This window comes from Lonepinella koalarum, from assembly GCF_004565475.1.
In the GTDB taxonomy this organism is placed as follows: domain Bacteria; phylum Pseudomonadota; class Gammaproteobacteria; order Enterobacterales; family Pasteurellaceae; genus Lonepinella; species Lonepinella koalarum.
Window position 1 is genome coordinate 145,109 of record NZ_SRHX01000001.1, and the last position, 21,991, is coordinate 167,099.

At 39.2% G+C, this 21,991-nt stretch carries 21 protein-coding genes; 6 read left to right on the forward strand and 15 right to left on the reverse strand.

The genetic code is table 11. The annotated features are described in order from the left end of the window. Nucleotides 1-15: 15 nt before the first annotated feature. Complete coding sequence (gene glpX, locus E0709_RS00735) at nucleotides 16-1,029, reverse strand: class II fructose-bisphosphatase (RefSeq protein ID WP_132299567.1); 1,014 nt, start codon at nucleotides 1,027-1,029, stop codon at nucleotides 16-18. A gap of 174 nt (nucleotides 1,030-1,203) precedes the next feature. Here glpX and zapB point away from each other — a divergent pair, with 174 nt between their 5' ends. Together zapB and E0709_RS00745 are read left to right on the forward strand one after the other, a co-directional pair. Then, on the forward strand, nucleotides 1,204-1,422 hold the full coding sequence (zapB, locus tag E0709_RS00740) for a cell division protein ZapB (protein ID WP_132299569.1): 219 nt from the start codon (nucleotides 1,204-1,206) through the stop codon (nucleotides 1,420-1,422). A gap of 153 nt (nucleotides 1,423-1,575) precedes the next feature. Then, a complete protein-coding gene (locus E0709_RS00745; RefSeq protein WP_132299571.1) occupies nucleotides 1,576-2,334 on the forward strand; it encodes a DeoR/GlpR family transcriptional regulator in 759 nt (252 codons plus the stop codon). A 390-nt stretch (nucleotides 2,335-2,724) separates the two neighbouring features. Here E0709_RS00745 and glpK read toward each other — a convergent pair whose 3' ends face one another. The 5 genes from glpK to E0709_RS00770 all read right to left on the reverse strand — a co-directional run bounded on the left by glpK (nucleotide 2,725) and on the right by E0709_RS00770 (nucleotide 9,038). Beyond that, on the reverse strand, nucleotides 2,725-4,239 hold the full coding sequence (gene glpK / locus E0709_RS00750) for a glycerol kinase GlpK (protein ID WP_132299573.1): 1,515 nt from the start codon (nucleotides 4,237-4,239) through the stop codon (nucleotides 2,725-2,727). Nucleotides 4,240-4,594: 355 nt separating this feature from the next. Next, nucleotides 4,595-6,034 (reverse strand): glycerol-3-phosphate transporter, encoded by a 1,440-nt coding sequence (glpT, locus tag E0709_RS00755; protein ID WP_132299575.1) that lies wholly within the window; start codon nucleotides 6,032-6,034, stop codon nucleotides 4,595-4,597. A 19-nt stretch (nucleotides 6,035-6,053) separates the two neighbouring features. Then, a complete protein-coding gene (locus E0709_RS00760; protein ID WP_132299577.1) occupies nucleotides 6,054-7,610 on the reverse strand; it encodes a glycerol-3-phosphate dehydrogenase/oxidase in 1,557 nt (518 codons plus the stop codon). A gap of 226 nt (nucleotides 7,611-7,836) precedes the next feature. Beyond that, the gene (gene crcB / locus E0709_RS00765) at nucleotides 7,837-8,220 is read right to left on the reverse strand and encodes a fluoride efflux transporter CrcB (RefSeq protein WP_132299579.1); all 384 of its coding nucleotides are present in this window, start codon (nucleotides 8,218-8,220) and stop codon (nucleotides 7,837-7,839) included. After that, nucleotides 8,220-9,038 carry a Cof-type HAD-IIB family hydrolase gene (locus E0709_RS00770; protein WP_132299581.1) on the reverse strand — a complete coding sequence of 273 codons (819 nt, stop codon included), beginning with the start codon at nucleotides 9,036-9,038 and terminating at the stop codon, nucleotides 8,220-8,222. Before E0709_RS00770 ends, crcB begins: the two co-directional genes overlap by 1 nt. A 154-nt stretch (nucleotides 9,039-9,192) precedes the next feature. Between E0709_RS00770 and ilvG the strand changes: the two genes are divergently transcribed. The 4 genes from ilvG to ilvA all read left to right on the forward strand — a co-directional run bounded on the left by ilvG (nucleotide 9,193) and on the right by ilvA (nucleotide 14,691). Continuing rightward, nucleotides 9,193-10,845 carry an acetolactate synthase 2 catalytic subunit gene (gene ilvG, locus E0709_RS00775; RefSeq protein WP_132299583.1) on the forward strand — a complete coding sequence of 551 codons (1,653 nt, stop codon included), beginning with the start codon at nucleotides 9,193-9,195 and terminating at the stop codon, nucleotides 10,843-10,845. 13 nt (nucleotides 10,846-10,858) lie between these two features. Next, nucleotides 10,859-11,083, forward strand: a complete 225-nt coding sequence (gene ilvM / locus E0709_RS00780) for an acetolactate synthase 2 small subunit (protein ID WP_132299585.1) — start codon at nucleotides 10,859-10,861, stop codon at nucleotides 11,081-11,083. Between the two features lie 151 nt (nucleotides 11,084-11,234). Further along, nucleotides 11,235-13,070: a dihydroxy-acid dehydratase gene (ilvD, locus tag E0709_RS00785; protein ID WP_132299587.1), complete on the forward strand. Its 1,836-nt coding sequence runs from the start codon at nucleotides 11,235-11,237 to the stop codon at nucleotides 13,068-13,070. A 79-nt stretch (nucleotides 13,071-13,149) separates the two neighbouring features. Beyond that, nucleotides 13,150-14,691: a threonine ammonia-lyase, biosynthetic gene (gene ilvA / locus E0709_RS00790; RefSeq protein ID WP_132299589.1), complete on the forward strand. Its 1,542-nt coding sequence runs from the start codon at nucleotides 13,150-13,152 to the stop codon at nucleotides 14,689-14,691. A 257-nt stretch (nucleotides 14,692-14,948) separates the two neighbouring features. On the opposite strand, the gene E0709_RS00795 is transcribed toward ilvA, so the two are convergent. The 9 genes from E0709_RS00795 to E0709_RS00835 form a co-directional block, all read right to left on the reverse strand. Further along, nucleotides 14,949-15,377: a F0F1 ATP synthase subunit epsilon gene (locus E0709_RS00795; RefSeq protein ID WP_132299591.1), complete on the reverse strand. Its 429-nt coding sequence runs from the start codon at nucleotides 15,375-15,377 to the stop codon at nucleotides 14,949-14,951. A 36-nt stretch (nucleotides 15,378-15,413) separates the two neighbouring features. After that, nucleotides 15,414-16,787, reverse strand: coding sequence for a F0F1 ATP synthase subunit beta (gene atpD / locus E0709_RS00800; protein ID WP_132299593.1), 1,374 nt, complete (start codon nucleotides 16,785-16,787; stop codon nucleotides 15,414-15,416). A 13-nt stretch (nucleotides 16,788-16,800) separates the two neighbouring features. Continuing rightward, on the reverse strand, nucleotides 16,801-17,670 hold the full coding sequence (gene atpG, locus E0709_RS00805) for a F0F1 ATP synthase subunit gamma (protein ID WP_132299595.1): 870 nt from the start codon (nucleotides 17,668-17,670) through the stop codon (nucleotides 16,801-16,803). A 25-nt stretch (nucleotides 17,671-17,695) separates the two neighbouring features. Further along, a complete protein-coding gene (atpA, locus tag E0709_RS00810; protein WP_132299597.1) occupies nucleotides 17,696-19,237 on the reverse strand; it encodes a F0F1 ATP synthase subunit alpha in 1,542 nt (513 codons plus the stop codon). Nucleotides 19,238-19,253: 16 nt separating this feature from the next. Further along, on the reverse strand, nucleotides 19,254-19,799 hold the full coding sequence (gene atpH, locus E0709_RS00815) for a F0F1 ATP synthase subunit delta (RefSeq protein ID WP_132299599.1): 546 nt from the start codon (nucleotides 19,797-19,799) through the stop codon (nucleotides 19,254-19,256). Nucleotides 19,800-19,812: 13 nt separating this feature from the next. Further along, the gene (gene atpF / locus E0709_RS00820; RefSeq protein WP_132299601.1) at nucleotides 19,813-20,283 is read right to left on the reverse strand and encodes a F0F1 ATP synthase subunit B; all 471 of its coding nucleotides are present in this window, start codon (nucleotides 20,281-20,283) and stop codon (nucleotides 19,813-19,815) included. A gap of 78 nt (nucleotides 20,284-20,361) precedes the next feature. Then, the gene (gene atpE / locus E0709_RS00825; RefSeq protein ID WP_005599073.1) at nucleotides 20,362-20,616 is read right to left on the reverse strand and encodes a F0F1 ATP synthase subunit C; all 255 of its coding nucleotides are present in this window, start codon (nucleotides 20,614-20,616) and stop codon (nucleotides 20,362-20,364) included. A gap of 90 nt (nucleotides 20,617-20,706) precedes the next feature. Continuing rightward, nucleotides 20,707-21,498: a F0F1 ATP synthase subunit A gene (atpB, locus tag E0709_RS00830; RefSeq protein WP_132299603.1), complete on the reverse strand. Its 792-nt coding sequence runs from the start codon at nucleotides 21,496-21,498 to the stop codon at nucleotides 20,707-20,709. Nucleotides 21,499-21,523: 25 nt separating this feature from the next. Next, nucleotides 21,524-21,910, reverse strand: a complete 387-nt coding sequence (locus E0709_RS00835) for an ATP synthase subunit I (protein ID WP_132299605.1) — start codon at nucleotides 21,908-21,910, stop codon at nucleotides 21,524-21,526. Nucleotides 21,911-21,991: the final 81 nt, after the last annotated feature.

Genomic DNA, 21,991 nt, shown 5'->3' on the forward strand with positions numbered 1-21,991 from the left:
GAGAGCATTAACGACTTATTCCCCAATTAAATCATAAATCTCCGCCTCTTTACGATCTAAATAATGGGTCGAGATAATGCGACGAATAGTACGAGATTTACCTCGAATTAACAAGGTTTCTGTTGTTGCTAAATTGCCTTTACGTTGAATCCCTTTTAATAGTTCACCATTGGTAATTCCTGTCGCAACAAAAGCTAAATTATCATCTTTGGCTAAATCTTCTAAATGTAAAATTTGATTAACCACTATACCATTTTGTGTACAACGACGAATTTCATCTTCCGCTATTTTTTGATTTTCTGGAGTATCTTCCTTGACTTGATTACGTGGTAATAAACGTGCTTGCATATCACCACCTAACGCTCGCACTGCTGCTGCGGTTACTACTCCCTCAGGGGCTCCACCGATACCATATAGCATATCGACACCGCCATCAGGTAAACAACATAATAATGCCCCCGCCACATCTCCATCAGGAATAGCTAATACTCTGGCACCCAGTTGCTGAATTTTTTTAATCACTTGATCATGACGGGGTTTGGCTAATACCATTACCGTCACTTGGCTCATAGATTTACCTAATTTTTGTGCCACTCGGCGTAGGTTTTGTTCAATCGGTAAAGATAAATCGATCATGCCTTTCATTTCCGCACCGACAACCAATTTTTCCATATACATATCTGGAGCACGCAAAAAGGTTTGTTTGCCACCTGCTGCTAATACAGAAATGGCATTAGATTGTCCCATAGCGGTCATTCTTGTGCCATCAATCGGGTCAACCGCAATGGCAATCTGTTCACCTTTGCCTGTCCCTAATTTTTCACCGATATATAACATTGGTGCTTGATCAATTTCGCCCTCACCAATCACCACTTCCGCATCCATTTCCATTTGGTTGAGCATAAAACGCATGGCTTTCACTGCTGCATCATCTGCTGCATTTTTGTCACCACGTCCTAACCAAGCAAAAGCGGCTAAGGCTGCCGCTTCGGTAATGCGAGAAAACTCTATGGCTAATAATCTGTTCATTTTACAGTTCCTTATTATTAAATAAAATTTCCCTTTATTTTATCACCAGCATTAAGCCTTGTATTAAAAAATTCGCAGTAATAACTATTTTTTCTCATTTGCTACTTTTAAAACCTAGCATATATGGGTAGAATAACTGGCATACTCTCACATTATTTTTGAAAGGAATTTATTATGTCATTAGAAATTTTAGATCAATTAGAAGGCAAAATCCGACAAGCAGTTGAAACTATTCAATTACTTCAATTAGAAGTAGAAGAATTAAAAGATAGAAACCAACAAACGCAACAAGCCTATGATGCGTTACGCAATGAAAACGAGCAATTAAAAGTGGAACACGATAGCTGGCAAGAACGTTTACGTTCATTATTGGGACAAATTGATAACGTTTAATGCTATTTACAGAATAATAGGCAAACTTATAGTTTGCCTTATTTTTATTAAGCTATCACTATCACAAATACCCCCATAGACCAAAACATACCGCAAAAGTGGTAAAATAGCGTTTATTCAACAATATTGTGAAAGGTAATAAGGATAATCACCATGAAACAATCTGTTCGTCATCAGAAAATTATCGATTTGGTTAAACAAGAAGGCTATGTAAGTACAGAAGAATTAGTCGATATTTTAAACGTGAGTCCACAAACTATTCGGCGAGATTTGAATACCCTAGCAGAACAAGATCTTATTCGCCGTCACCACGGCGGTGCGGCACACCCTTCTTCCGCAGAAAATAGTGATTATGCCGATCGTAAAGAATTTCTATTGCAAGAAAAAAATAAAATCGCTCAAGCTGCTGTCAAACTGATTCCCAATGGTTCATCTTTGTTTATTGATATTGGTACTACCCCCGAAGCGGTGGCGAATGCATTGTTAAACCATAAAGATTTACGTATCGTGACGAATAATATCAACGCCGCTTACATTTTAATGAAAAATAATAGCTTTCATATCACTATGGCAGGAGGAACATTACGTCATCAAGACGGTGGTATCATCGGTGAAGCTACCGTGGCATTTATTTCACAATTCCGCTTAGATTTCGGTATCTTAGGCATTAGTAGCATTGATTTAGACGGCTCTTTATTAGATTACGATTACCACGAAGTACAAGTAAAACGTGCGATTATCGAAAATTCACGCCAAACCTTACTGGTATCCGATCATTCTAAATTTAATCGACATGCCATGGTAAAATTAGGAAACTTAACTGACATGGATTATTTTGTCACGGATGGGTTTTTGCCATTGTCTATCAAAGAAAAGTTAGCATTATCTAATGTAGTGGTGATTGAAGGGTAAGATAAGAAATAATCCAATCAAGAAACCTGATTGGATTATTAAACGGTATATCGGATCAATTAAGTGATAGATTGAATAGTATTATATTGACATCCTCCCTGCCCTAAAGGACGGGGATTCCTACTAGCTCCCCCTTTCAGGGGCTACTCTCGGTGGGTTCTTGCTGCTGATCTCTAATGAGATTCACTTCACAAGCTCTACGGGTATGTCCTACCCTGAATATGTCGTCATTGAGAAAGCCTAAGCATATCTCTGTTAACACGAATTGATTGTACTCAAATTTTGAGTAATTTTCTATTTTTATTTGTGCCTTATATCACCGCCCTAAAGGGCAGTGTTTTACGGCACGATCAGATAAACATTCATTTTATATTTGACAGTGTATTATCCTTAATCTTCTGCATCTTCTTTCGCCCATTCTAAAGTACGTTTAACCGCTTTTTTCCAGCCCTTATAACGTTTCGCACGTTTCTCTTTATCGCCATCAGGAATAAAGGTATGTTCTATTTCCGCTTTATCTTTGAGTTCGTCAAGGTTTTTCCAGAATCCTACTGCCAAACCAGCTAAATAAGCTGCCCCTAATGCTGTCACTTCTTTCACTTTTGGGCGTTCCACTTGGGTATCTAAAATATCAGCTTGGAATTGCATTAAGAAATTATTTGCGGTTGCACCACCGTCCACACGTAAACTTTGTAATTGAACCCCAGAATCCGACTGCATTGCTTCCAATACATCACGCGTTTGATAAGCAATAGATTCAAGGGTAGCACGCACAATGTGATTGCGATTTGCTCCACGAGATAAACCAAAAATAGCACCGCGAGCATAAGGATCCCAATAAGGCGCCCCTAATCCGGTAAAGGCTGGTACCACATAAACACCATTGCTACTGTCCACTTTTGTTGCAAAATATTCACTATCCGCACTATCATGTACGACTTTTAATTCATCACGTAACCATTGAATAGATGCTCCCGCAATAAAGATCGAGCCTTCTAACGCATATTCCGGTTCACCTTTTGCATTACATGCTATAGTAGTTAACAAACCGTTCTGAGATTGCACCGCGGTTTTCCCAGTGTGCATTAACATAAAACAACCTGTACCATAGGTATTTTTTGCTTGTCCAGCGTTCACACATAAATGACCATAAAGTGCGGCTTGTTGATCCCCGGCAATTCCTGCAATAGGAATACGCACACCACCTTTTCCTCCAATATTGGTTTGACCATAAACTTCAGATGAATTTTTCACTTCAGGTAACATAGCACGCGGAATATCCAGTAATTCCAATATTTTATCGTCCCATTGTTTAGTATGGATATTAAATAACATGGTACGAGACGCATTGGTATAATCCGTCACATGCACACGTCCTTGGGTTAATTTCCAAATTAACCATGTATCCACTGTACCAAACAATAATTCGCCACGTTCCGCTTGTTCCCTAGCACCTTCCACATTATCCAGAATCCATTTTACTTTAGTCCCTGAAAAGTAAGGATCCACCACTAACCCTGTTGTTTTACGAATATAATCTTCGTGTCCATCAGCTTTTAATTTATCAGTAATATCTGAGGTACGACGACATTGCCACACAATCGCATTATAAACAGGCTTACCACTTTCTTTTTCCCACACAATAGTGGTTTCACGTTGATTCGTAATCCCAATCGCCGCAATTTCATCAGACGTAATCCCTGCTTTGGCTACCACTTCATTTAGTGTTGAACTTTGGGTCGCCCAAATTTCCATCGGATTATGTTCTACCCAGCCCGCTTGCGGATAAATTTGAGTAAATTCACGTTGAGCGATTTCGATAATATTAGCATTATGATCCAACAATACTGCTCTTGAGCTCGTTGTACCTTGATCTAAGGCGATAATGTATTTTTTATCTGTCATAATAGATTCCTTCTGTTTTAAAATGTGGTATAAAATTCAGTGATGTTTATTCTTTACAATTACAAGGTAAATTTAAACCAATAAACTCACCGATACAGGCTGCTTTTTAATGATTTATCTAATGCTATAATATTTTCCCTTTTGTTCGTCTTGGAAAAACAAGTTTACTTTTGCGAAATAAATTCAACTTTTAGATAAGAAATGTATGAAAAAGAAAATTATTTGAAAAGCACTTTTTTTTGAATTTGTGACAGAGTTCACAAAATTTTTAGAAAAGAGGGCGCAAATAAATAACCCTCTGATTTTCTTATTTTTTAAGAAAATCAGAGGGATTGATAAAATGAGGTTTTTCCTATTATTCCCCATAATGATCTGCTAATTTTGCTTTGTGTTTACCTTCTTCAATCATTACGATAAATAACAACAAGATAGATAACACTCCTCCTGCGATCATTACATAGAAACCTCCATCCCAGCCGTAATATTCCGCAGCCCATCCAACGATGGCAGAGGCAGATACGGTACCCCCAAGATAACCGAATAAACCGGTAAATCCTGCGGATGTTCCTGCTGCTTTTTTTGGTGCAAGTTCAAGGGCATGTAAACCGATTAACATAACAGGACCATAGATTAAGAAACCAACAGTGGTCATTAAAATAAAGTCAGTTAATTGATACGGATTTTCATACCAGTTGGCATAGTTAGCTAACTCTGCTTCTGGCGTTGCTGGATTTTTCCATAATGCCACCACCGCAATGGTAGTTAAAATCATAAAAATAAATCCAGTTAAACCACGTTTACCTTTGAAGACTTTGTCAGATACCCAACCGCACAATAATGTACCCGGAATAGCGGCGAGTTCATAAATAGTGTAAGCCCAAGCAGTACCTTTAATGTTGAAGTGTTTAACTTCGCCAAGATACACTGGTGACCATTTTAATACACCATAACGAATTAAATAGACGAACACGTTGGCAATAGCGATATACCATAACAATTTGTTTTTCAATACATAAGTAACAAAAATTTCTTTAGTGGTTAATTCTTGTTCGTTGGTTTTTTCATCATAGTTATCTGGGTAATCATTACGCCATTTTTCAATGGACGGCAAACCGCAAGATTGAGGAGTGTCTTTCATGATAAAATAAATGATGAATGAAACTACGATAGCGGCGATACCCGGATAGTACAAGGTTTGTTGCCACACATCTTTTGCTGTAGCTTGTACACCATGCGTATTAAAATAAATGGCACTGGCTAACAGTACCATTGCACCTGGCACCATACCGCCTAAGTTGTGAGCTGTATTCCAAATGGAAACAATGGTGCCACGTTCTGATTTAGACCACCAATGCACCATAGTACGTCCACACGGTGGCCAACCCATACCTTGAAACCAACCATTAAGGAAGATCAACACGAACATAATCATCACACCAGAAGTTGCCCACGGCATTAAACCCATCAATGTCATACAGAGACCTGACAAAAACAAACCAAATGGTAAGAATACTTTCGGATTAGAGCGGTCAGACATACCCGCCATGACGAATTTTGAAATACCATAAGCTAACCCTAATGCTGAACCAATAAATCCTAATTCTGCTTTATTATACATTCCCGCTTCAATTAAACCTTTTTGAGCTAAATCGAAGTTACCACGCACAAAATAATAAGCGGCATAGCCAAAGAAAATCCCAGCAAATACTTGCCAACGTAATTGTTTATATCTTGCGTCAACTTTGTCTGCGGGTAATTCCGCAATATGCGGTGCAGGTTTGAATGGACCGAACATAGTGTTTCTCCTTTATTAATTAAAAATGATACTGTTTACACAATTGACGGAACTCATTGACTTGTTGTTCCACCCAAATGGCATCTTTATTTAATTCAGGGGCAATATAATTTGCCACATCTTCTGCCACGGCTGAGGCTGCTCTTGCATCTAAAAATAACAAACGAATGCGGCGAGCTAACACATCTTCCAAGGTTTGTGCCATTTCTTCGCGTACCGCCCATAATGCTTCGGCATACAGGAATGGATAATCTGGATGAATTCGGCTACCTAATTTGCTGTCACTAGCCGCAAGCTGTTCAATATACGTACGGTCACTGCCATAAAAACCAAGGTGGCTGTTCATATCTGCTGGATGATGTCCATGAATTTTGAGATCCGTAGTCACACATTGTTTTTTAGGTAGAATATTGGCTTTCATCGCCGCATCTAAAGCATCTTCTGCCATTTGACGATAGGTTGTCCATTTACCGCCAATAATATCCACCAACCCAGAAGAACTGATATGAATTTTATGACTGCGTGACACTTCTTTGGTACTTTTATTTTCCCCTTTCGGTGCCGCTAATGGACGCAAGCCCACAAATACGCTACGCACATCCGCACGAGTTGGAGCTTTAACGAAATAATCTTTGGCTGTTTGTAAAATAAATTCCACTTCCTGTTCTAACGGACGAGGTTCATATTCCGCATTTTTCACTAACGTGTCTGTTGTACCAACTACTAACTTATCATGCCAAGGCACGGCGAATAAAACCCGTCCATCAGATGTTTTTGGCACCATTAAAGCTGATTCATTCGGTAAAAATTCCCGATCAATTACAATATGGATACCTTGGCTTGGAACGATACCGTCCATTTCATTGGGGTTATCCATTCTGTTGATTTCATTAGTAAAGACCCCTGTCGCATTGATGACACATTTGGCTCTTACAGCAAAACTTTCGCCACTCAACACATCTTTCGCCTGTACACCACAAATCTTACCCGTTGTATTTTTATCCAAACCAACCACTTCACAATAATTGACTAAAGAGGCACCTTGTTCAATCGCGGTTTGAGCAAGATTAACGGCTAAACGTGCATCATCAAATTGACCGTCATAATAGCAAACACCATTATTTAATTTTTCAGGTTTGACCCCTTTTAATGATTGATTGGCTTGGTTTTTATTTAAATAACGGGTATGTCCAATACTGAGATCACCAGATAAACGGTCATATAACCACAGTCCAAATGTATAATAATACGCCGTCCACCATTTTTCACCCGGAATTATAAAGGTTTCACTTTTGAATAAGTGCGGTGCGTTTTTGCTGAGTCTGCCACGTTCACGCAAAGCCTCACGGACAAGAGCAATATCGCCTTGGGCTAAATAACGCACCCCACCATGTACCAATTTGGTACTTCGACTGGATGTGCCTTTAGCAAAATCAACACGTTCTAATAACAAAGTAGAAAAACCACGACTGGCGGCATCAACAGCAATACCCAACCCCGTGGCACCACCACCAATAATCACAACATCCCATTCACGGTCTGTTTTGGCTTGTTGTAAATTCTTATTTCGATTCATAATGAGATTCTCCCCAATGTCAAAACACAAAGATAAAATACCCTATATTTTTCGGAAAAGAAACATTATTATTTCGAAATTGTGACAAGGATCACAATAATTTTCTTTTTTGCTCAAAAAAATTACTTATATTAGGAGTATGGTATAAAACGCTCAATTTATGGATGGATATTAATACAATTATTTTAATCTTAAAGATGATTAATTTTCACTGTATTTTTTGATATTAGACATTAACTAACCTAGTGGTTAAATAAATCCCTAAAAATGTACAAAGAAATCCACCTATTACATATAAGCCAATACCATTAATAGCTTGCATTATTTTGCCATTGATCAAGTAGTCCACAATTTCCAGCGAAAACGCAGAAAAAGTCGTTAAACTGCCTAATAAACCAGTGATTAGAAAAAGTTTCCATTCCGACGGAATTTGTGGAAACTGATAAAAAATAGCAGTAAATATGCCGATTAATAAGCAACCGAGATAATTTGCTATTAAGGTGCCAAAGGAGATTGTTGAGAATAAGGGATTAAACCACATTCCAAACAGCCAACGAGTAATCGCCCCAAATGCAGCTCCAGCACTAATTAACAATAATGATTGATACATTAAGAAACTCCAAAAGTGGCTCGCAAATAACTGGCTACCGCTTCATCTTTATTCAATCCGATTCGTTCTAAATCAGGTAAGGCAGTTAACAATCTTGGATCAGCATTTGCCATGATACAACCTTTGCCAACTTCCGTTAGCATTTCCAGATCATTCATACCGTCACCAAAAGCAATACATTGCGATAATTCGTAGTCACGTTGCTTTAATAGCTCTGCAAGTGCGGTGGCTTTTGAGACATTTTTATTCATCACTTCTAAGCATTGTGGCGTGGAATAAATAATCGTGGTTTGGTCGCCGTATTTTTCTTTTAATCGTTGTTCTAAAGGCAATAAATCTTGTAATGCACGTCCGATAAAAAAGATTTTTTGAGTGTTTCTTGCATGATGTTGAGCGAAATCAACCACTTGATAGGTAAAACCGCTTTGTTTATGGTATTTGTTAAGTTCGGGAACATCAATATTAATAAACCATTCCGTCCCTTGATAGCTGTTTAAACAAATATTACTTTGATCATAGGGTTCTTGCATAATCTCGAAAGCCAGTTGTTCGGGCAGATAATTGCTGTAAATTAAATCCCCTTGTAAATTATGTACTTCCGCACCGTTTGAGGTGATCATGGCAGCATTTTCAATCTGCATTTCATTTAAAATAAAGGTGACATCTGGATAGCCACGCCCAGTGGCGAGTATAATATCGACATTTTTAGTGGCAACTTTTTTAAGGGTGGCAGTGGTAAATTCTCCGACGACATGATGAGTATTTAATAATGTACCGTCCATATCAGACACCACTGCACGGAAAGGCAAGTTTTGCATTTTTTATCCTTAAATCTGGTATTTTTTGAAATTATAGCAAAAATCACCAAAAAATGACCGCACTTTGATGAATAAATAGTAGGAATAATAAGAAAGATCGTTATAATGAAGCAGATTACGCTAAAACAATAATGAATTTTTTGCAGGTACAACAATGAATGGAGCAAGATTAGTTACAGAATGTCTGAAAGCTCAGGGTGTCAACATTGTGTTTGGCTATCCCGGTGGGGCGATTATGCCAACTTATGATGCACTTTATGATTGTGGCATTGAACATTTTCTTTGTCGCAATGAACAAGGGGCGGCGATGGAAGCGATTGGCTATGCGAGAGCCTTGGGAAACGGCACCGTGGGCGTGTGTATTGCCACTTCTGGACCCGGAGCAGCAAACCTTATTACGGGGTTAGGTGATGCGTTTATGGACAGCATTCCTGTGGTCGCAATTACAGGGCAAGTGGCAAGCCATTTAATTGGTACCGATGCCTTTCAGGAAGCTGATGTATTGGGGTTATCGTTGGCTTGTACCAAACACAGCTTTATTGTGCAATCGGTGGAAGAATTACCCGAAATTATGGCGAAAGCCTTTCAAATTGCCCGTAGTGGTCGTCCCGGTCCTGTCTTAGTGGATATTCCACGTGATATTCAACTTGCTCCGACAGAGGCTAAACCGTTGGTTTATCCAGCACTTGCGGTAAAAAAAATTCACCCTGAAAAACTCGAAAGTGCGGTGCAATTATTAAAAGAAGCGAAAAAGCCTGTGCTTTATGTTGGTGGTGGTGTGGGTATGGCAAATGCCACGGAGGTATTACGCCAGTTTATTGAAATAACTCAAATTCCAAGCATTTCCACTCTAAAAGGGTTAGGTGCTATTCCAGCCAATACCCCCTATTATATGGGGATGATTGGCATGCACGGCACTAAAGCGGCGAATTTAGCTGTGCAAGAAGCTGATTTACTGGTAGTGCTGGGGGCGAGATTTGATGACCGTGTTACGGGTAAATTAGACACTTTTGCCCCGCATGCCAAAGTGATTCATGCGGATATTGATGCAGCGGAAATTCATAAATTACGCCGTGCCGATGTGGCGTTGCAAGGGAACTTAATTCAGGTAATTCAAGGCTTGAGCCAAGCATTAGCGATTCAACCTTGGCGTGACAAAATTAATCAGTTAAAACAACAATTTGATTTTACTTATGGGAAAAATCAAGGGGAATATTGCATCAATCCTACTTGGTTATTACATGAGATTTCTGATAAAAAAGCACCTACGGATATTATCGTTACCGATGTGGGACAACATCAAATGTGGTCGGCTCAACATATTGATTATTACGCCCCTGAGAATTTTATTACTTCGGCTGGTTTCGGCACCATGGGTTTTGGTTTACCTGCAGCGATCGGAGCGAAAAAAGCCCGTCCGCAAGATGAAGTCATTTTAGTCACGGGTGATGGTTCAATTATGATGAATATTCAAGAACTTGGTGCAGTGAAGTCTTACCATGTTCCCGTTAAAATTGTGCTGTTGGATAATCAACGTTTAGGCATGGTGCGACAATGGCAATCGTTGTTTTTTAATGAACGCCACAGTTCCACGATTTTAGACGACAACCCAGATTTTGTCACGCTAGCGAAAGCCTTTGATATTCCCGGTGAACGTATTGAGAAAGCCAGCGAGGTGAATGCGGCGTTAGATCGTTTATTACAATCGCCAACTGCTTATTTCTTGCACGTTTGCATTCCACCAGAGGATAATGTTTGGCCGTTAGTGCCACCGGGTGCTTGCAATGCGGATATGTTAGATAATTAATCTGGGAGGAAAGATGTTATTACATGAATTAACCATTGTTGCCAACCATAGCCCAGAAGTACTAGAACGTATTTTACGTGTGATCCGTCTGCGTGGTTATACGGTGACACAGTTAACAATGAAACTTGAGAACGGTAAAGTGTGGTTAGATATTTATACCACTAGCAAGAGAGAGATTCATTTATTACTCAACCAATTAGCGAAATTGCATGATGTGGTTGATGTAAGTTGTGATTAATCATTATTCAGATTGTACTCACATTATAATGTAGGGGCGTATTGCATACGCCCAATTTAAGATCGAGCAATAGGGCGTATGCAATACGCCCCTACATGTGAATAGATGTGAATTTTAGATCTAAATTAGAAATTTATTGGAGAGATTATTTATGCCTAAATTACGTTCAGCGACTTCAACACAGGGTCGCAATATGGCAGGCGCACGTTCCTTATGGCGTGCCACTGGTATGAAAGAGGGCGATTTCGGTAAACCGATTATTGCTGTGGTCAATTCCTTTACCCAGTTTGTCCCCGGTCATGTACATTTAAAAGATCTAGGGCAATTAGTGGCGGCAGAAATTGAAAAAGCAGGTGGGGTGGCGAAAGAATTTAATACCATTGCGGTGGATGACGGTATTGCGATGGGACACGGTGGCATGTTGTATTCATTGCCAAGCCGTGATTTAATTGCCGACAGCGTCGAATATATGGTGAACGCTCACTGTGCCGATGCCATGGTGTGTATTTCCAACTGCGACAAAATCACCCCAGGGATGTTAATGGCAGCCATGCGGTTAAATATTCCGGCGATTTTTGTGTCTGGCGGTCCAATGGAAGCAGGTAAAACCAAATTATCTGATCAATTAATTCGTTTGGACTTAGTGGATGCGATGATCGAAGCTGCGGATCCGAATGTCAGTGATGAGCGTATTGATGCCATTGAACGTAGTGCCTGTCCGACTTGTGGATCTTGTTCAGGTATGTTCACGGCGAACTCCATGAACTGTTTAACCGAAGCACTCGGTTTGAGTTTACCGGGTAATGGTTCTTGCTTAGCCACCCACGCCGACCGCAAAGAATTATTCTTAAAAGCAGGTCGTCAAATTGTGGAGCTATGTAAACGTTATTATGAACAAGATGATGAAAGCGTTCTGCCACGCTCCATTGCCACCTTTGATGCCTTTGAAAATGCTATGAGTTTAGATATTGCCATGGGTGGATCCAGTAATACCGTGTTGCATTTATTAGCTACTGCACAAGAAGCAGGGGTAGATTTCACCATGGCGGATATTGACCGTCTTTCTCGTCAAGTTCCTTGTTTAAGCAAGATTGCCCCGAATACCAATAAATACCACATGGAAGACGTACATCGTGCCGGCGGTATTATGGGCTTAGTGGGTGAATTAGATCGAGCAGGTTTAATTCATCGTCATACTAAAACGGTGTTAGGTTTAACCCTTGAACAACAGCTTAATCAATATGATATTATCCGCAACCGTAATCCTGATGTATTAAAATTCTATCGAGCAGGACCCGCGGGTATTCGTACTACACAGGCTTTTTCACAAGATTGCCGTTGGGACAGCGTAGATGATGATCGTGAAAATGGTTGTATTCGAAACAAAGAACATGCCATTACTAAAGAAGGTGGTTTGGCGGTGTTGTTCGGTAATATTGCTCAAGATGGTTGTATTGTCAAAACCGCTGGTGTCGATGAGTCTATTTGGAATTTCACGGGCGAAGCCATTGTATTTGAAAGCCAAGAAGATGCAGTATCAGGCATTTTAGGCGGTAAAGTCAAAGCAGGACATATTGTGATTATTCGTTACGAGGGTCCAAAAGGTGGACCGGGTATGCAAGAAATGCTTTATCCAACCAGCTATTTAAAATCTATGGGATTAGGTAAAGCCTGTGCCTTATTAACTGACGGACGTTTTTCTGGTGGTACATCAGGTTTATCTATTGGTCACTGTTCCCCAGAAGCCGCATCAGGTGGTGCGATTGGTTTAGTGCGTAACGGCGATAAGATTGAAATTGATATTCCAAATCGGGGGATTCATTTATTGGTCTCTGATGAAGAACTCGCCCAACGTCGTGCGGAACAAGATGTGAAAGGCTGGCAACCAGCCAACCGTGAACGTGAAGTATCCTTTGCCTTAAAAGTATTCGGACATTTTGCTACATCGGCGGATAAAGGTGCGGTGCGAGATAAAACAAAACTGTAATTTAACGATAATCCGTAGGGGCGGATCTGTATATCTGCCCCTACATTTAAATGAAATACAATAAAACTGCGGTGAAAAAATGACAAATAATTTATCTCACCAGCCCACTGGTGCAGAATATTTAAGAGCAGTACTCAGCTCAAAAGTGTATGAATTAGCTCAAGTTACCCCATTGCAACCGATGCAAAAATTATCGGAAAAATTGGGTAATCAAATTTTGGTAAAACGTGAAGATCGTCAACCTGTGCATAGCTTTAAATTACGTGGTGCTTATGCCATGATTGCAGGTTTAACCGAACAACAAAAAGCTGCTGGCGTGATTACATCCTCTGCGGGTAATCATGCTCAAGGCGTTGCATTGTCAGCAAAAAAACTTGGACTCAAGGCTCTCATTGTAATGCCACAAAACACCCCCTCCATTAAAGTAGAGGCAGTGCGTAGTTTTGGTGGTGAAGTCTTTTTATACGGTGCAAATTTTGATGAAGCCAAAGCCAAATCTATTGAGCTTTCGCAAACTAAACAAATGACCCTTATTCCGCCATTCGATCACCCAGCCGTAATCGCAGGGCAAGGTTCATTGGCAATGGAATTATTACAGCAAAATAGTCATATCGACCGTATTTTTGTGCCTGTTGGTGGTGGCGGTTTAGTGGCGGGAATCGCGGTGTTAATTAAGCAACTTTTACCTGAAATTAAAGTCATCGGTGTCGAAAGTAAAGACAGTGCTTGTTTATATGCGGCATTAAAAGCGGGTGAACCAACGGATTTAGAGCGTGTCGGTTTATTTGCCGATGGCGTGGCGGTCAAACGTATTGGTGATGAAACTTTCCGTCTTTGTCAGCAATATCTTGATGACGTGGTGTTAGTGAATGGCGATGAAATCTGTGCCGCCATGAAAGATATGTTTGAAAATGTCCGTGCCGTGTCTGAACCTGCAGGGGCATTGTCCTTGGCTGGTTTGAAAAAATACGTCAAGCAACATAATATTCAGGGAGAAACCTTAGTCAACGTGCTATCTGGTGCCAACTTGAATTTCCATACCTTGCGTTATGTGTCTGAACGTTGTGAAATCGGCGAAAAACAAGAAGCCCTGTTTGCCGTCACTATTCCAGAACAACAGGGCAGTTTCTTGAAATTCTGTCAAATTCTCGGACAAAATCCTGTGACAGAATTCAACTATCGTTATGCAGATGAAAAACAGGCGTGTATTTTTGTCGGTGTGCGTATTACGGGTGAACAGGAAAAACAAGCGATACTCAAACAGCTATGCGATAATGGTTATAATGTACAAGATTTATCCGATGATGAAATAGCCAAAACCCATATTCGTTATATGATCGGCGGGCGTTCAAGTAGTCAGTTAAACGAACGTTTATATAGTTTTGAATTCCCTGAGCAAAAAGGAGCGTTGCTCAATTTCTTAGCCACCTTAAATACCACCAATACCAATATTTCACTGTTCCACTATCGCGCCCATGGTGCAGATTATGGCAATGTGCTGGCAGGTTTCCAAGTGGCGGAAGAAAGTATTGCAGCATTTACTCAACAGCTAGAAAAAATCGGTTACAGCTATCAAGATGTGACGGAAAGTGTGGCTTATCGGTATTTTTTGGTGGGGTAAAAACTGGCTAAAAAATCACCGCGGTTTAGACTGAAGTTGTGAAAAAACACGCTTTCTGATCTGCGTCCGAAAAGTTGGACTCATAACCAACGGATTAAGATGCAGATTCTAATAATTTATTTTTAGAATGAAAATAGTGGCACATGAAAATAGTGGCACAGTAGACAAAAATTGTCAGAACAAATAAAAAATCTGCACCCCAGTCAGTTGGATTATCCAACTAGTAGGATGCAGATTAATTTATATTTTAATTTATCTTAACGGCTTTTTTTCACTAAACTTTCCGTTAATTCATAAGCACGAAGTTTAGCAAGTTCTTGTGATAATTTAGCCACCATTAATTCATGGTTAGCGTCACCTGATCTTGCGACAATATTTTCTTCTGCTTTGCGTTTTGCATTCAAAATACGATCTTGATCAAGTTCTTCACCACGAATAGCGACATCAGCTAATACTGTAACCACATTGGGTTGAACTTCTAAAAATCCACCGGAAACGTAGATAACTTCTTCCTTATCACTTTCTAAAGAGAATTTCACAATTCCCGGTTTAATTGCTGTCATTAAAGGGGTGTGATTGGCTAAAATCCCTAATTCCCCTTCAATACCACTAGCTTGCACGCTTTTTACCGCACCTTCGAAAATTTTTTTCTCCGCACTGACGATAATTAAGTTAAATGTTGCCATTTTGATCTCCTTCAATCTGGTAATCAGTTGAAGTGATTACATATTTTTCGCTTTTTCAACAACTTCATCAATTGAACCCACCATATAGAACGCTTGTTCTGGAATATGGTCGTATTCGCCTTCAAGAATACCTTTGAAACCACGAATAGTCTCTTTTAATGACACATATTTACCCGGTGAACCGGTAAACACTTCTGCCACGAAGAAGGGTTGTGATAAGAAACGTTCGATTTTACGCGCACGGGCTACCACTAATTTATCATCTTCGGAAAGTTCGTCCATACCCAGAATGGCGATAATATCTTTCAATTCTTTGTAGCGTTGTAAGATACCTTGTACACCACGCGCCACGTTATAATGTTCTTCACCGACTACTAATGGATCAAGTTGGCGAGAGGTAGAATCTAACGGGTCAACCGCAGGATAAATACCTAAAGAAGCAATATTACGACTTAATACTACGGTAGAGTCTAAGTGCGCAAAGGTCGTTGCTGGCGATGGATCAGTTAAGTCATCGGCTGGTACATAAACCGCTTGTACTGAGGTGATAGACCCTGTTTTGGTAGAAGTAATACGTTCTTGCAACACACCCATTTCTTCCGCCAAAGTTGGCTGATAACCTACCGCAGATGGCATACGTCCTAACAACGCCGACACTTCTGTCCCTGCAAGGGTATAACGATAGATGTTATCCACGAAGAATAATACATCACGTCCTTCATCACGGAATTTTTCCGCCATGGTTAAACCGGTTAATGCCACACGCAGACGGTTGCCGGGTGGCTCATTCATTTGACCATAAACGAGAGATACTTTATCCAATACGTTCGATTCTGTCATTTCGTGGTAGAAGTCGTTACCTTCACGGGTACGTTCACCCACCCCTGCAAATACGGAATAACCTGAATGCTCAATCGCAATATTACGGATTAATTCCATCATATTGACGGTTTTACCTACACCCGCACCACCGAATAGACCGACTTTACCACCCTTAGCGAATGGACAAATTAAGTCAATCACTTTGATCCCCGTTTCTAATAATTCTGTGCTGTTAGATTGATCTTCATAGCTTGGTGCTTGACGATGGATAGCCCAATTTTCTTCTGCACCAATTTCACCTTTCTCATCAATCGGCTCACCTAGCACGTTCATAATCCGTCCTAAGGTTTTCACGCCTACTGGCACAGAAATAGGATGACCTGTGTTTTCTACTTTTAAACCACGTTTTAAACCATCAGATGAACCCAACGCGATACAACGCACCACGCCGCCACCTAATTGTTGTTGTACCTCAAGGGTTAACCCTGATTCAACTTTTAATGCATCGTAAACCTTTGGTACTGCATCTTGTGGGAATTCAACGTCGATTACCGCACCGATAATCTGTACAATTTTTCCTGCTGACATTACCTATTCTCCATTAAATCGCTGCTGCACCAGCAACAATTTCATTTAATTCATTTGTAATACTGAATTGGCGAGCTTTGTTATACACCAACTGCAAGTCATTAATTAAATTTCCTGCATTATCTGTTGCTGCTTTCATTGCTACCATTCGAGCCGCTTGTTCTGAAGCTAAATTATCAACCACTGCTTGATATACTTGAGATTCTAAATAACGAACTAATAAGCTATCTAATAGCACCTTTGGATCCGGTTCGTAAATATAATCCCAAACATTTTGTCTTTCGCCTAATCTATCAGTTTCTAATTCTGGTAATGGCACAAGCTGTTGGTAAACGGGTTTTTGTGACATCGTATTAATAAATTTATTATAGGTAATGTAAATAGCATCAAGTTCACCATTACGATATGAATCTATCATACCATTTACCACTCCAAGTAAATCTTCTAATGTCGGATTATCACCTAAACCAGAATGTTGTCCTTGTACTTTCAACCCAAGGGAACGGAAAAAACCGATACCTTTTGAACCAATTAAACTCAGTTCAACCGTCACGCCTTTTTCTTTCCATTGTCTGATTTCATTAAGTGCGGTTTTAAATAAATTTATATTTAATCCACCGCACATTCCTCGATCCGTTGAAATAACCAGTACACCCACTTTTTTCACTTCACGTTCTACTAAAAAGGGGTGTTTATAACCAACACTTGCTTTTGAAACATGGCTAATAACATTTCTAATGGTTTCAGAATAAGGGCGAGACGCAGCCATACGATCTTGCGTTTTACGCATTTTCGATGTTGCCACCATTTCCATTGCCTTGGTAATTTTTTGTGTACTCTGTACACTAGCAATTTTGGTTTTTATCTCTTTTCCACCAGCCATATTATTTCTCCGTCCTTAACAAAGATTACCACGTATTATTCGCTTTGAAATTGTCTAAAATGCTTTGCAATTTAGCCTTAATTTCATCGTTATAATTACCAGACTGATTTAATTCTTGTATAAACTCGACATGTTCTCGTTTCGCATAATCTAAAAGTGCAGTCTCAAAACTGGCAATTTTATTCAGTTCCACATCTTCTAAATAACCAAATTCTACCGCAAACAATACTAAAGATTGTTCCGCTACACTTAATGGTGCATATTGTTTTTGTTTCAACAATTCAGTGACTTTTTCACCGTGTGACAATTGCTTACGGGTCGCTTCATCAAGATCCGATGCAAACTGAGAGAAAGATGCCAATTCACGGTACTGTGCAAGAGCAGTACGAATACCTCCAGCAAGTTTTTTCACCACTTTAGTTTGTGCCGCACCACCCACACGAGAAACCGAGATACCTGGGTTTACCGCTGGACGAATACCTGCATTAAAGAAACTGGTTTCTAAGAAGATCTGACCGTCTGTAATAGAAATTACGTTAGTAGGGACGAAAGCTGACACGTCTCCTGCTTGGGTTTCAATAATTGGAAGTGCGGTTAGAGAACCAGTTTTACCTTTAATTTCACCATTGGTGAAACGTTCTACATAATCTGCATTTACACGAGCTGCACGTTCAAGTAAACGGCTATGAAGATAGAATATATCACCCGGATAAGCTTCACGACCTGGTGGACGACGTAATAATAAAGAAATTTGACGATAAGCCACGGCTTGTTTGGATAAATCATCATAGATGATTAACGCATCTTCACCACGATCACGGAAATATTCACCCATTGCACAACCGGCATAAGGGGCTAAATATTGTAATGCTGCAGATTCAGAGGCTGATGCCACTACCACGATAGTATTCGCTAACGCACCATGTTCTTCCAATTTACGTACCACATTAGCGATGGTTGATGCTTTTTGACCAATCGCCACATAAATACATTTAATACCTGAATCACGTTGGTTAATGATCGCATCAATGGCAAGTGCGGTTTTACCTGTTTGACGGTCGCCGATAATCAACTCACGTTGACCACGACCGATTGGCACCATGGAGTCCACTGCTTTATAACCCGTTTGTACAGGTTGATCCACAGATTGACGGTCGATAACCCCAGGGGCAATCACTTCAACCGGTGAAAAACCGTCATTTTTAATTTCGCCTTTACCATCAATGGGTTCACCCAACGTATTTACCACACGACCTAATAAACCACGACCTACTGGTACTTCAAGGATACGACCTGTACATTGTACTTCTACACCTTCTGCTAAATCAGCATAAGGTCCCATCACTACCGCACCTACTGAATCACGTTCAAGGTTTAATGCCATGGCAAAACGGTTATCCGGTAAGGCAATCATTTCACCTTGCATAACATCACTTAAACCATGAATACGGATAATACCGTCACTCACGGAAACGATTGTTCCTGTGTTGCGAGCTTCGCTCACTACATCAAACTGGGCAATACGTTTTTTAATCAATTCACTAATTTCTGTTGAATTTAGTTGCATTTTGAATTCCTTCTTATCATTGCAATTCGTTGGCTAGACGATCTAATTGACCACGGCTAGAACCGTCAATCACAAAATCATCGGTACGAATGATAACTCCTGCAATCAGCGAATTATCCACTGTGCAATTTAATTTCACTTTACGAGCAAGTCTTTTTTCCATTGCAGCTACAATTTTTTGTTGTTGCGTTGCATTTAATGGTTTAGCCGAAATAGCTTGAACTTCCGCTATGGCATTATGCTCTTTCACATAATGTTGAAACTCATCAAATACTGCTGGAAGTGCCGTTAAGCGCTTATTTTCAGCCATTAACCGAATCAGATTTTGCCCATATTGATCAAGTTGTTCGCCACAAATTGAAATCACCGTATCAGCGACTTTTTGAGATGAAAAAGAACCGGTTAAAAAAGATTGAACCTGTTCATTTTCTGCTACATGTGCAGCAAAACTGAGCATTTCTGTCCATTTTTGCACCGCACTTTTATCCGTCGCAGATTGTTCAACGGCAAAATCAAATGCTGCTTTGGCATAAGGGCGAGCTATGGTAGTTAATTCTGACATAAGCTCAACCTTCCTATAATTCTGCAACTAATTTATCAATAATATCATTGTTGGCCGCTTCATCAATGGTACGACCCACAATTTTCTCTGCACCAGCAATGGCAAGAGATGCCACTTTCACACGCAATTCTTCTTGAACTCGTTTACGTTCTGATTCTACCTCAGCGTGACCTTGTTCAATAATTTTAGCTTTCAAAGTTTCTGCTTCTACTTTCACTTCTTCTAGCACTTCATTACGGCGTTTGTTGGCTAAATCAATAATTTCTTGTGCTTGTAATTTTGCTTTAGAAATTTCTTCTTCGGCTAATAATTTCGTATCCGCTTGCTCTTTTTTTGCTACTTCAGCAGATGCTAAAGCATTAGCAATACTTGTTTGACGATCTTCAATCGCTTTAATGAGCGGTGGCCAAACATATTTCATGCAGAACGCCACAAAAATTGCGAACGCAATAAGTTGACCTATTAATGTTGCATTTAAATTCACAACGCCCTCCTACTGATAAAGTCGGTTATGTTATTTCAAATAAAAAAAACCGAAATAACCCTAAATTTCAAGCCCGACTTATTTTAATAAATCAATGAACGGGTTTGCGAAAATGAAAAGTAAAGAAATACCTACAGCAATCATTGCAATCGCATCTAAAAGACCGGCAACAATGAACATTTTTGTTTGTAAGCTACTTGCTAATTCAGGTTGACGAGCAGAAGATTCTAAGAATTTTCCCCCTAAAATAGCAAAGCCAATAGCTGTACCCAGTGCAGCAAAAGCTAATAAAATTGATGCACCAATGATTGTTGCTGTAATTACAGATTCCATAATGTTCTCCATTAAAAGATTGATAAATAAGCCCGAAGGCTAGGTTGTTAATAAAATAGTCTCTTTTTTAAACTAAAAAGAAAAAGTTTTTTAATGATCCGCTTTATTATAAGCAATACTCAAATAAACGATTGTCAGCATCATAAAGATAAAAGCCTGTAAAGTAACGATTAAAATATGGAAAATTGCCCAAGCTAAATGCAATGGAATACCTAAGGCTTGTAAAGCAAAATTATCCGCCATATACATCACGGCAATTAAAATAAAGATCAACTCACCTGCATACATATTACCAAATAAACGGAATGCTAATGAAATAGGTTTAGCTAATAAGGTTACTGTTTCAAGAATAAAGTTGACAGGAATGAAAGCCCAATGATTAAAAGGATGAAGGGTATATTCTTTGACTAAACCACTAAATCCTTTTGATTTAACCGTATAAAATAAGATAAGGCAGAATACACAAATAGACATACCCAAGGTTGCACTAATATCTGCTGTTGGTACTGCACGTAAATGATGAATACCTAATAAATTAGCAAACTCTGGTAAAAAATCCACAGGAATAAGGTCAATAGCATTCATAATGAACACCCAACAGAAAATAGTCAACGCCAGTGGTGCAATAACATTGCGCGAACCATGGAAATTATCTTTGACTAAACCATCAACCCATTCAATAACGATTTCGACAAAACATTGTAATTTTCCTGGAACACCTGAAGTTGCTTTTTTAGCCACTTTTGAAAAAATTAATAAGAAAATAGCACCAGATACAAAAGAAAAAAACAGAGTATCTAAATGCACTGACCAAAAACTATCCCCTGATGAAAGGAATGTTAAATGGTGACTAATATAATCAGCAGTAGTTAAATTTGACATACTAATAAAACCTTTATCTAGATTATTAATTACGTTGTTTAAATATATTCAAAATAAACGGTAATAGACTATTCAAAGCAAGAGCTACAAAAAAGCCTATAAAAAAAACTAATATATTATTTGTTATCAAATACTTAATTGAAATAACAATGAGTATAATAGCAAAAAGAAATTTAATTGCTTCAAGACGATAAAATAATGTTATATCTATTGGTTTACCCTTTTTAACGAAAAAAGCAATATAAATAACAAAAACACTTGGAACAAAAATAACCAAAAATCCTATGCTAAAAGCATAAGCAAAGTCATTATTATACAAAAATAATATACCAAAAATAGCAATTAAAACAATAATTTCAATAAGATATACTTTTTTATATAATTTTTGAGCTCGTTGCAGTACAGCTGACATTGTTTACGCTCACAAAAATCCAAAAATAATCAAACAGACTAATGTCTGAAAGTTGCCAAATTATCACCTATAAAAGTTATT

What these genes read in the sequence shown, in the direction of transcription:
- glpT (WP_132299575.1), bottom strand. Translation starts at nt 6,034, where the DNA reads ATGTTCGGTCCATTCAAACCTGCACCGCATATTGCGGAATTACCCGCA.
- E0709_RS00745 (WP_132299571.1), top strand. Translation starts at nt 1,576, where the DNA reads ATGAAACAATCTGTTCGTCATCAGAAAATTATCGATTTGGTTAAACAA.
- atpD (WP_132299593.1), bottom strand. Translation starts at nt 16,787, where the DNA reads ATGTCAGCAGGAAAAATTGTACAGATTATCGGTGCGGTAATCGACGTT.
- atpA (WP_132299597.1), bottom strand. Translation starts at nt 19,237, where the DNA reads ATGCAACTAAATTCAACAGAAATTAGTGAATTGATTAAAAAACGTATT.
- atpG (WP_132299595.1), bottom strand. Translation starts at nt 17,670, where the DNA reads ATGGCTGGTGGAAAAGAGATAAAAACCAAAATTGCTAGTGTACAGAGT.
- E0709_RS00835 (WP_132299605.1), bottom strand. Translation starts at nt 21,910, where the DNA reads ATGTCAGCTGTACTGCAACGAGCTCAAAAATTATATAAAAAAGTATAT.
- E0709_RS00760 (WP_132299577.1), bottom strand. Translation starts at nt 7,610, where the DNA reads ATGAATCGAAATAAGAATTTACAACAAGCCAAAACAGACCGTGAATGG.
- ilvM (WP_132299585.1), top strand. Translation starts at nt 10,859, where the DNA reads ATGTTATTACATGAATTAACCATTGTTGCCAACCATAGCCCAGAAGTA.
- crcB (WP_132299579.1), bottom strand. Translation starts at nt 8,220, where the DNA reads ATGTATCAATCATTATTGTTAATTAGTGCTGGAGCTGCATTTGGGGCG.
- glpK (WP_132299573.1), bottom strand. Translation starts at nt 4,239, where the DNA reads ATGACAGATAAAAAATACATTATCGCCTTAGATCAAGGTACAACGAGC.
- ilvG (WP_132299583.1), top strand. Translation starts at nt 9,193, where the DNA reads ATGAATGGAGCAAGATTAGTTACAGAATGTCTGAAAGCTCAGGGTGTC.
- ilvD (WP_132299587.1), top strand. Translation starts at nt 11,235, where the DNA reads ATGCCTAAATTACGTTCAGCGACTTCAACACAGGGTCGCAATATGGCA.
- E0709_RS00770 (WP_132299581.1), bottom strand. Translation starts at nt 9,038, where the DNA reads ATGCAAAACTTGCCTTTCCGTGCAGTGGTGTCTGATATGGACGGTACA.
- atpB (WP_132299603.1), bottom strand. Translation starts at nt 21,498, where the DNA reads ATGTCAAATTTAACTACTGCTGATTATATTAGTCACCATTTAACATTC.
- ilvA (WP_132299589.1), top strand. Translation starts at nt 13,150, where the DNA reads ATGACAAATAATTTATCTCACCAGCCCACTGGTGCAGAATATTTAAGA.
- atpE (WP_005599073.1), bottom strand. Translation starts at nt 20,616, where the DNA reads ATGGAATCTGTAATTACAGCAACAATCATTGGTGCATCAATTTTATTA.
- atpH (WP_132299599.1), bottom strand. Translation starts at nt 19,799, where the DNA reads ATGTCAGAATTAACTACCATAGCTCGCCCTTATGCCAAAGCAGCATTT.
- zapB (WP_132299569.1), top strand. Translation starts at nt 1,204, where the DNA reads ATGTCATTAGAAATTTTAGATCAATTAGAAGGCAAAATCCGACAAGCA.
- glpX (WP_132299567.1), bottom strand. Translation starts at nt 1,029, where the DNA reads ATGAACAGATTATTAGCCATAGAGTTTTCTCGCATTACCGAAGCGGCA.
- E0709_RS00795 (WP_132299591.1), bottom strand. Translation starts at nt 15,377, where the DNA reads ATGGCAACATTTAACTTAATTATCGTCAGTGCGGAGAAAAAAATTTTC.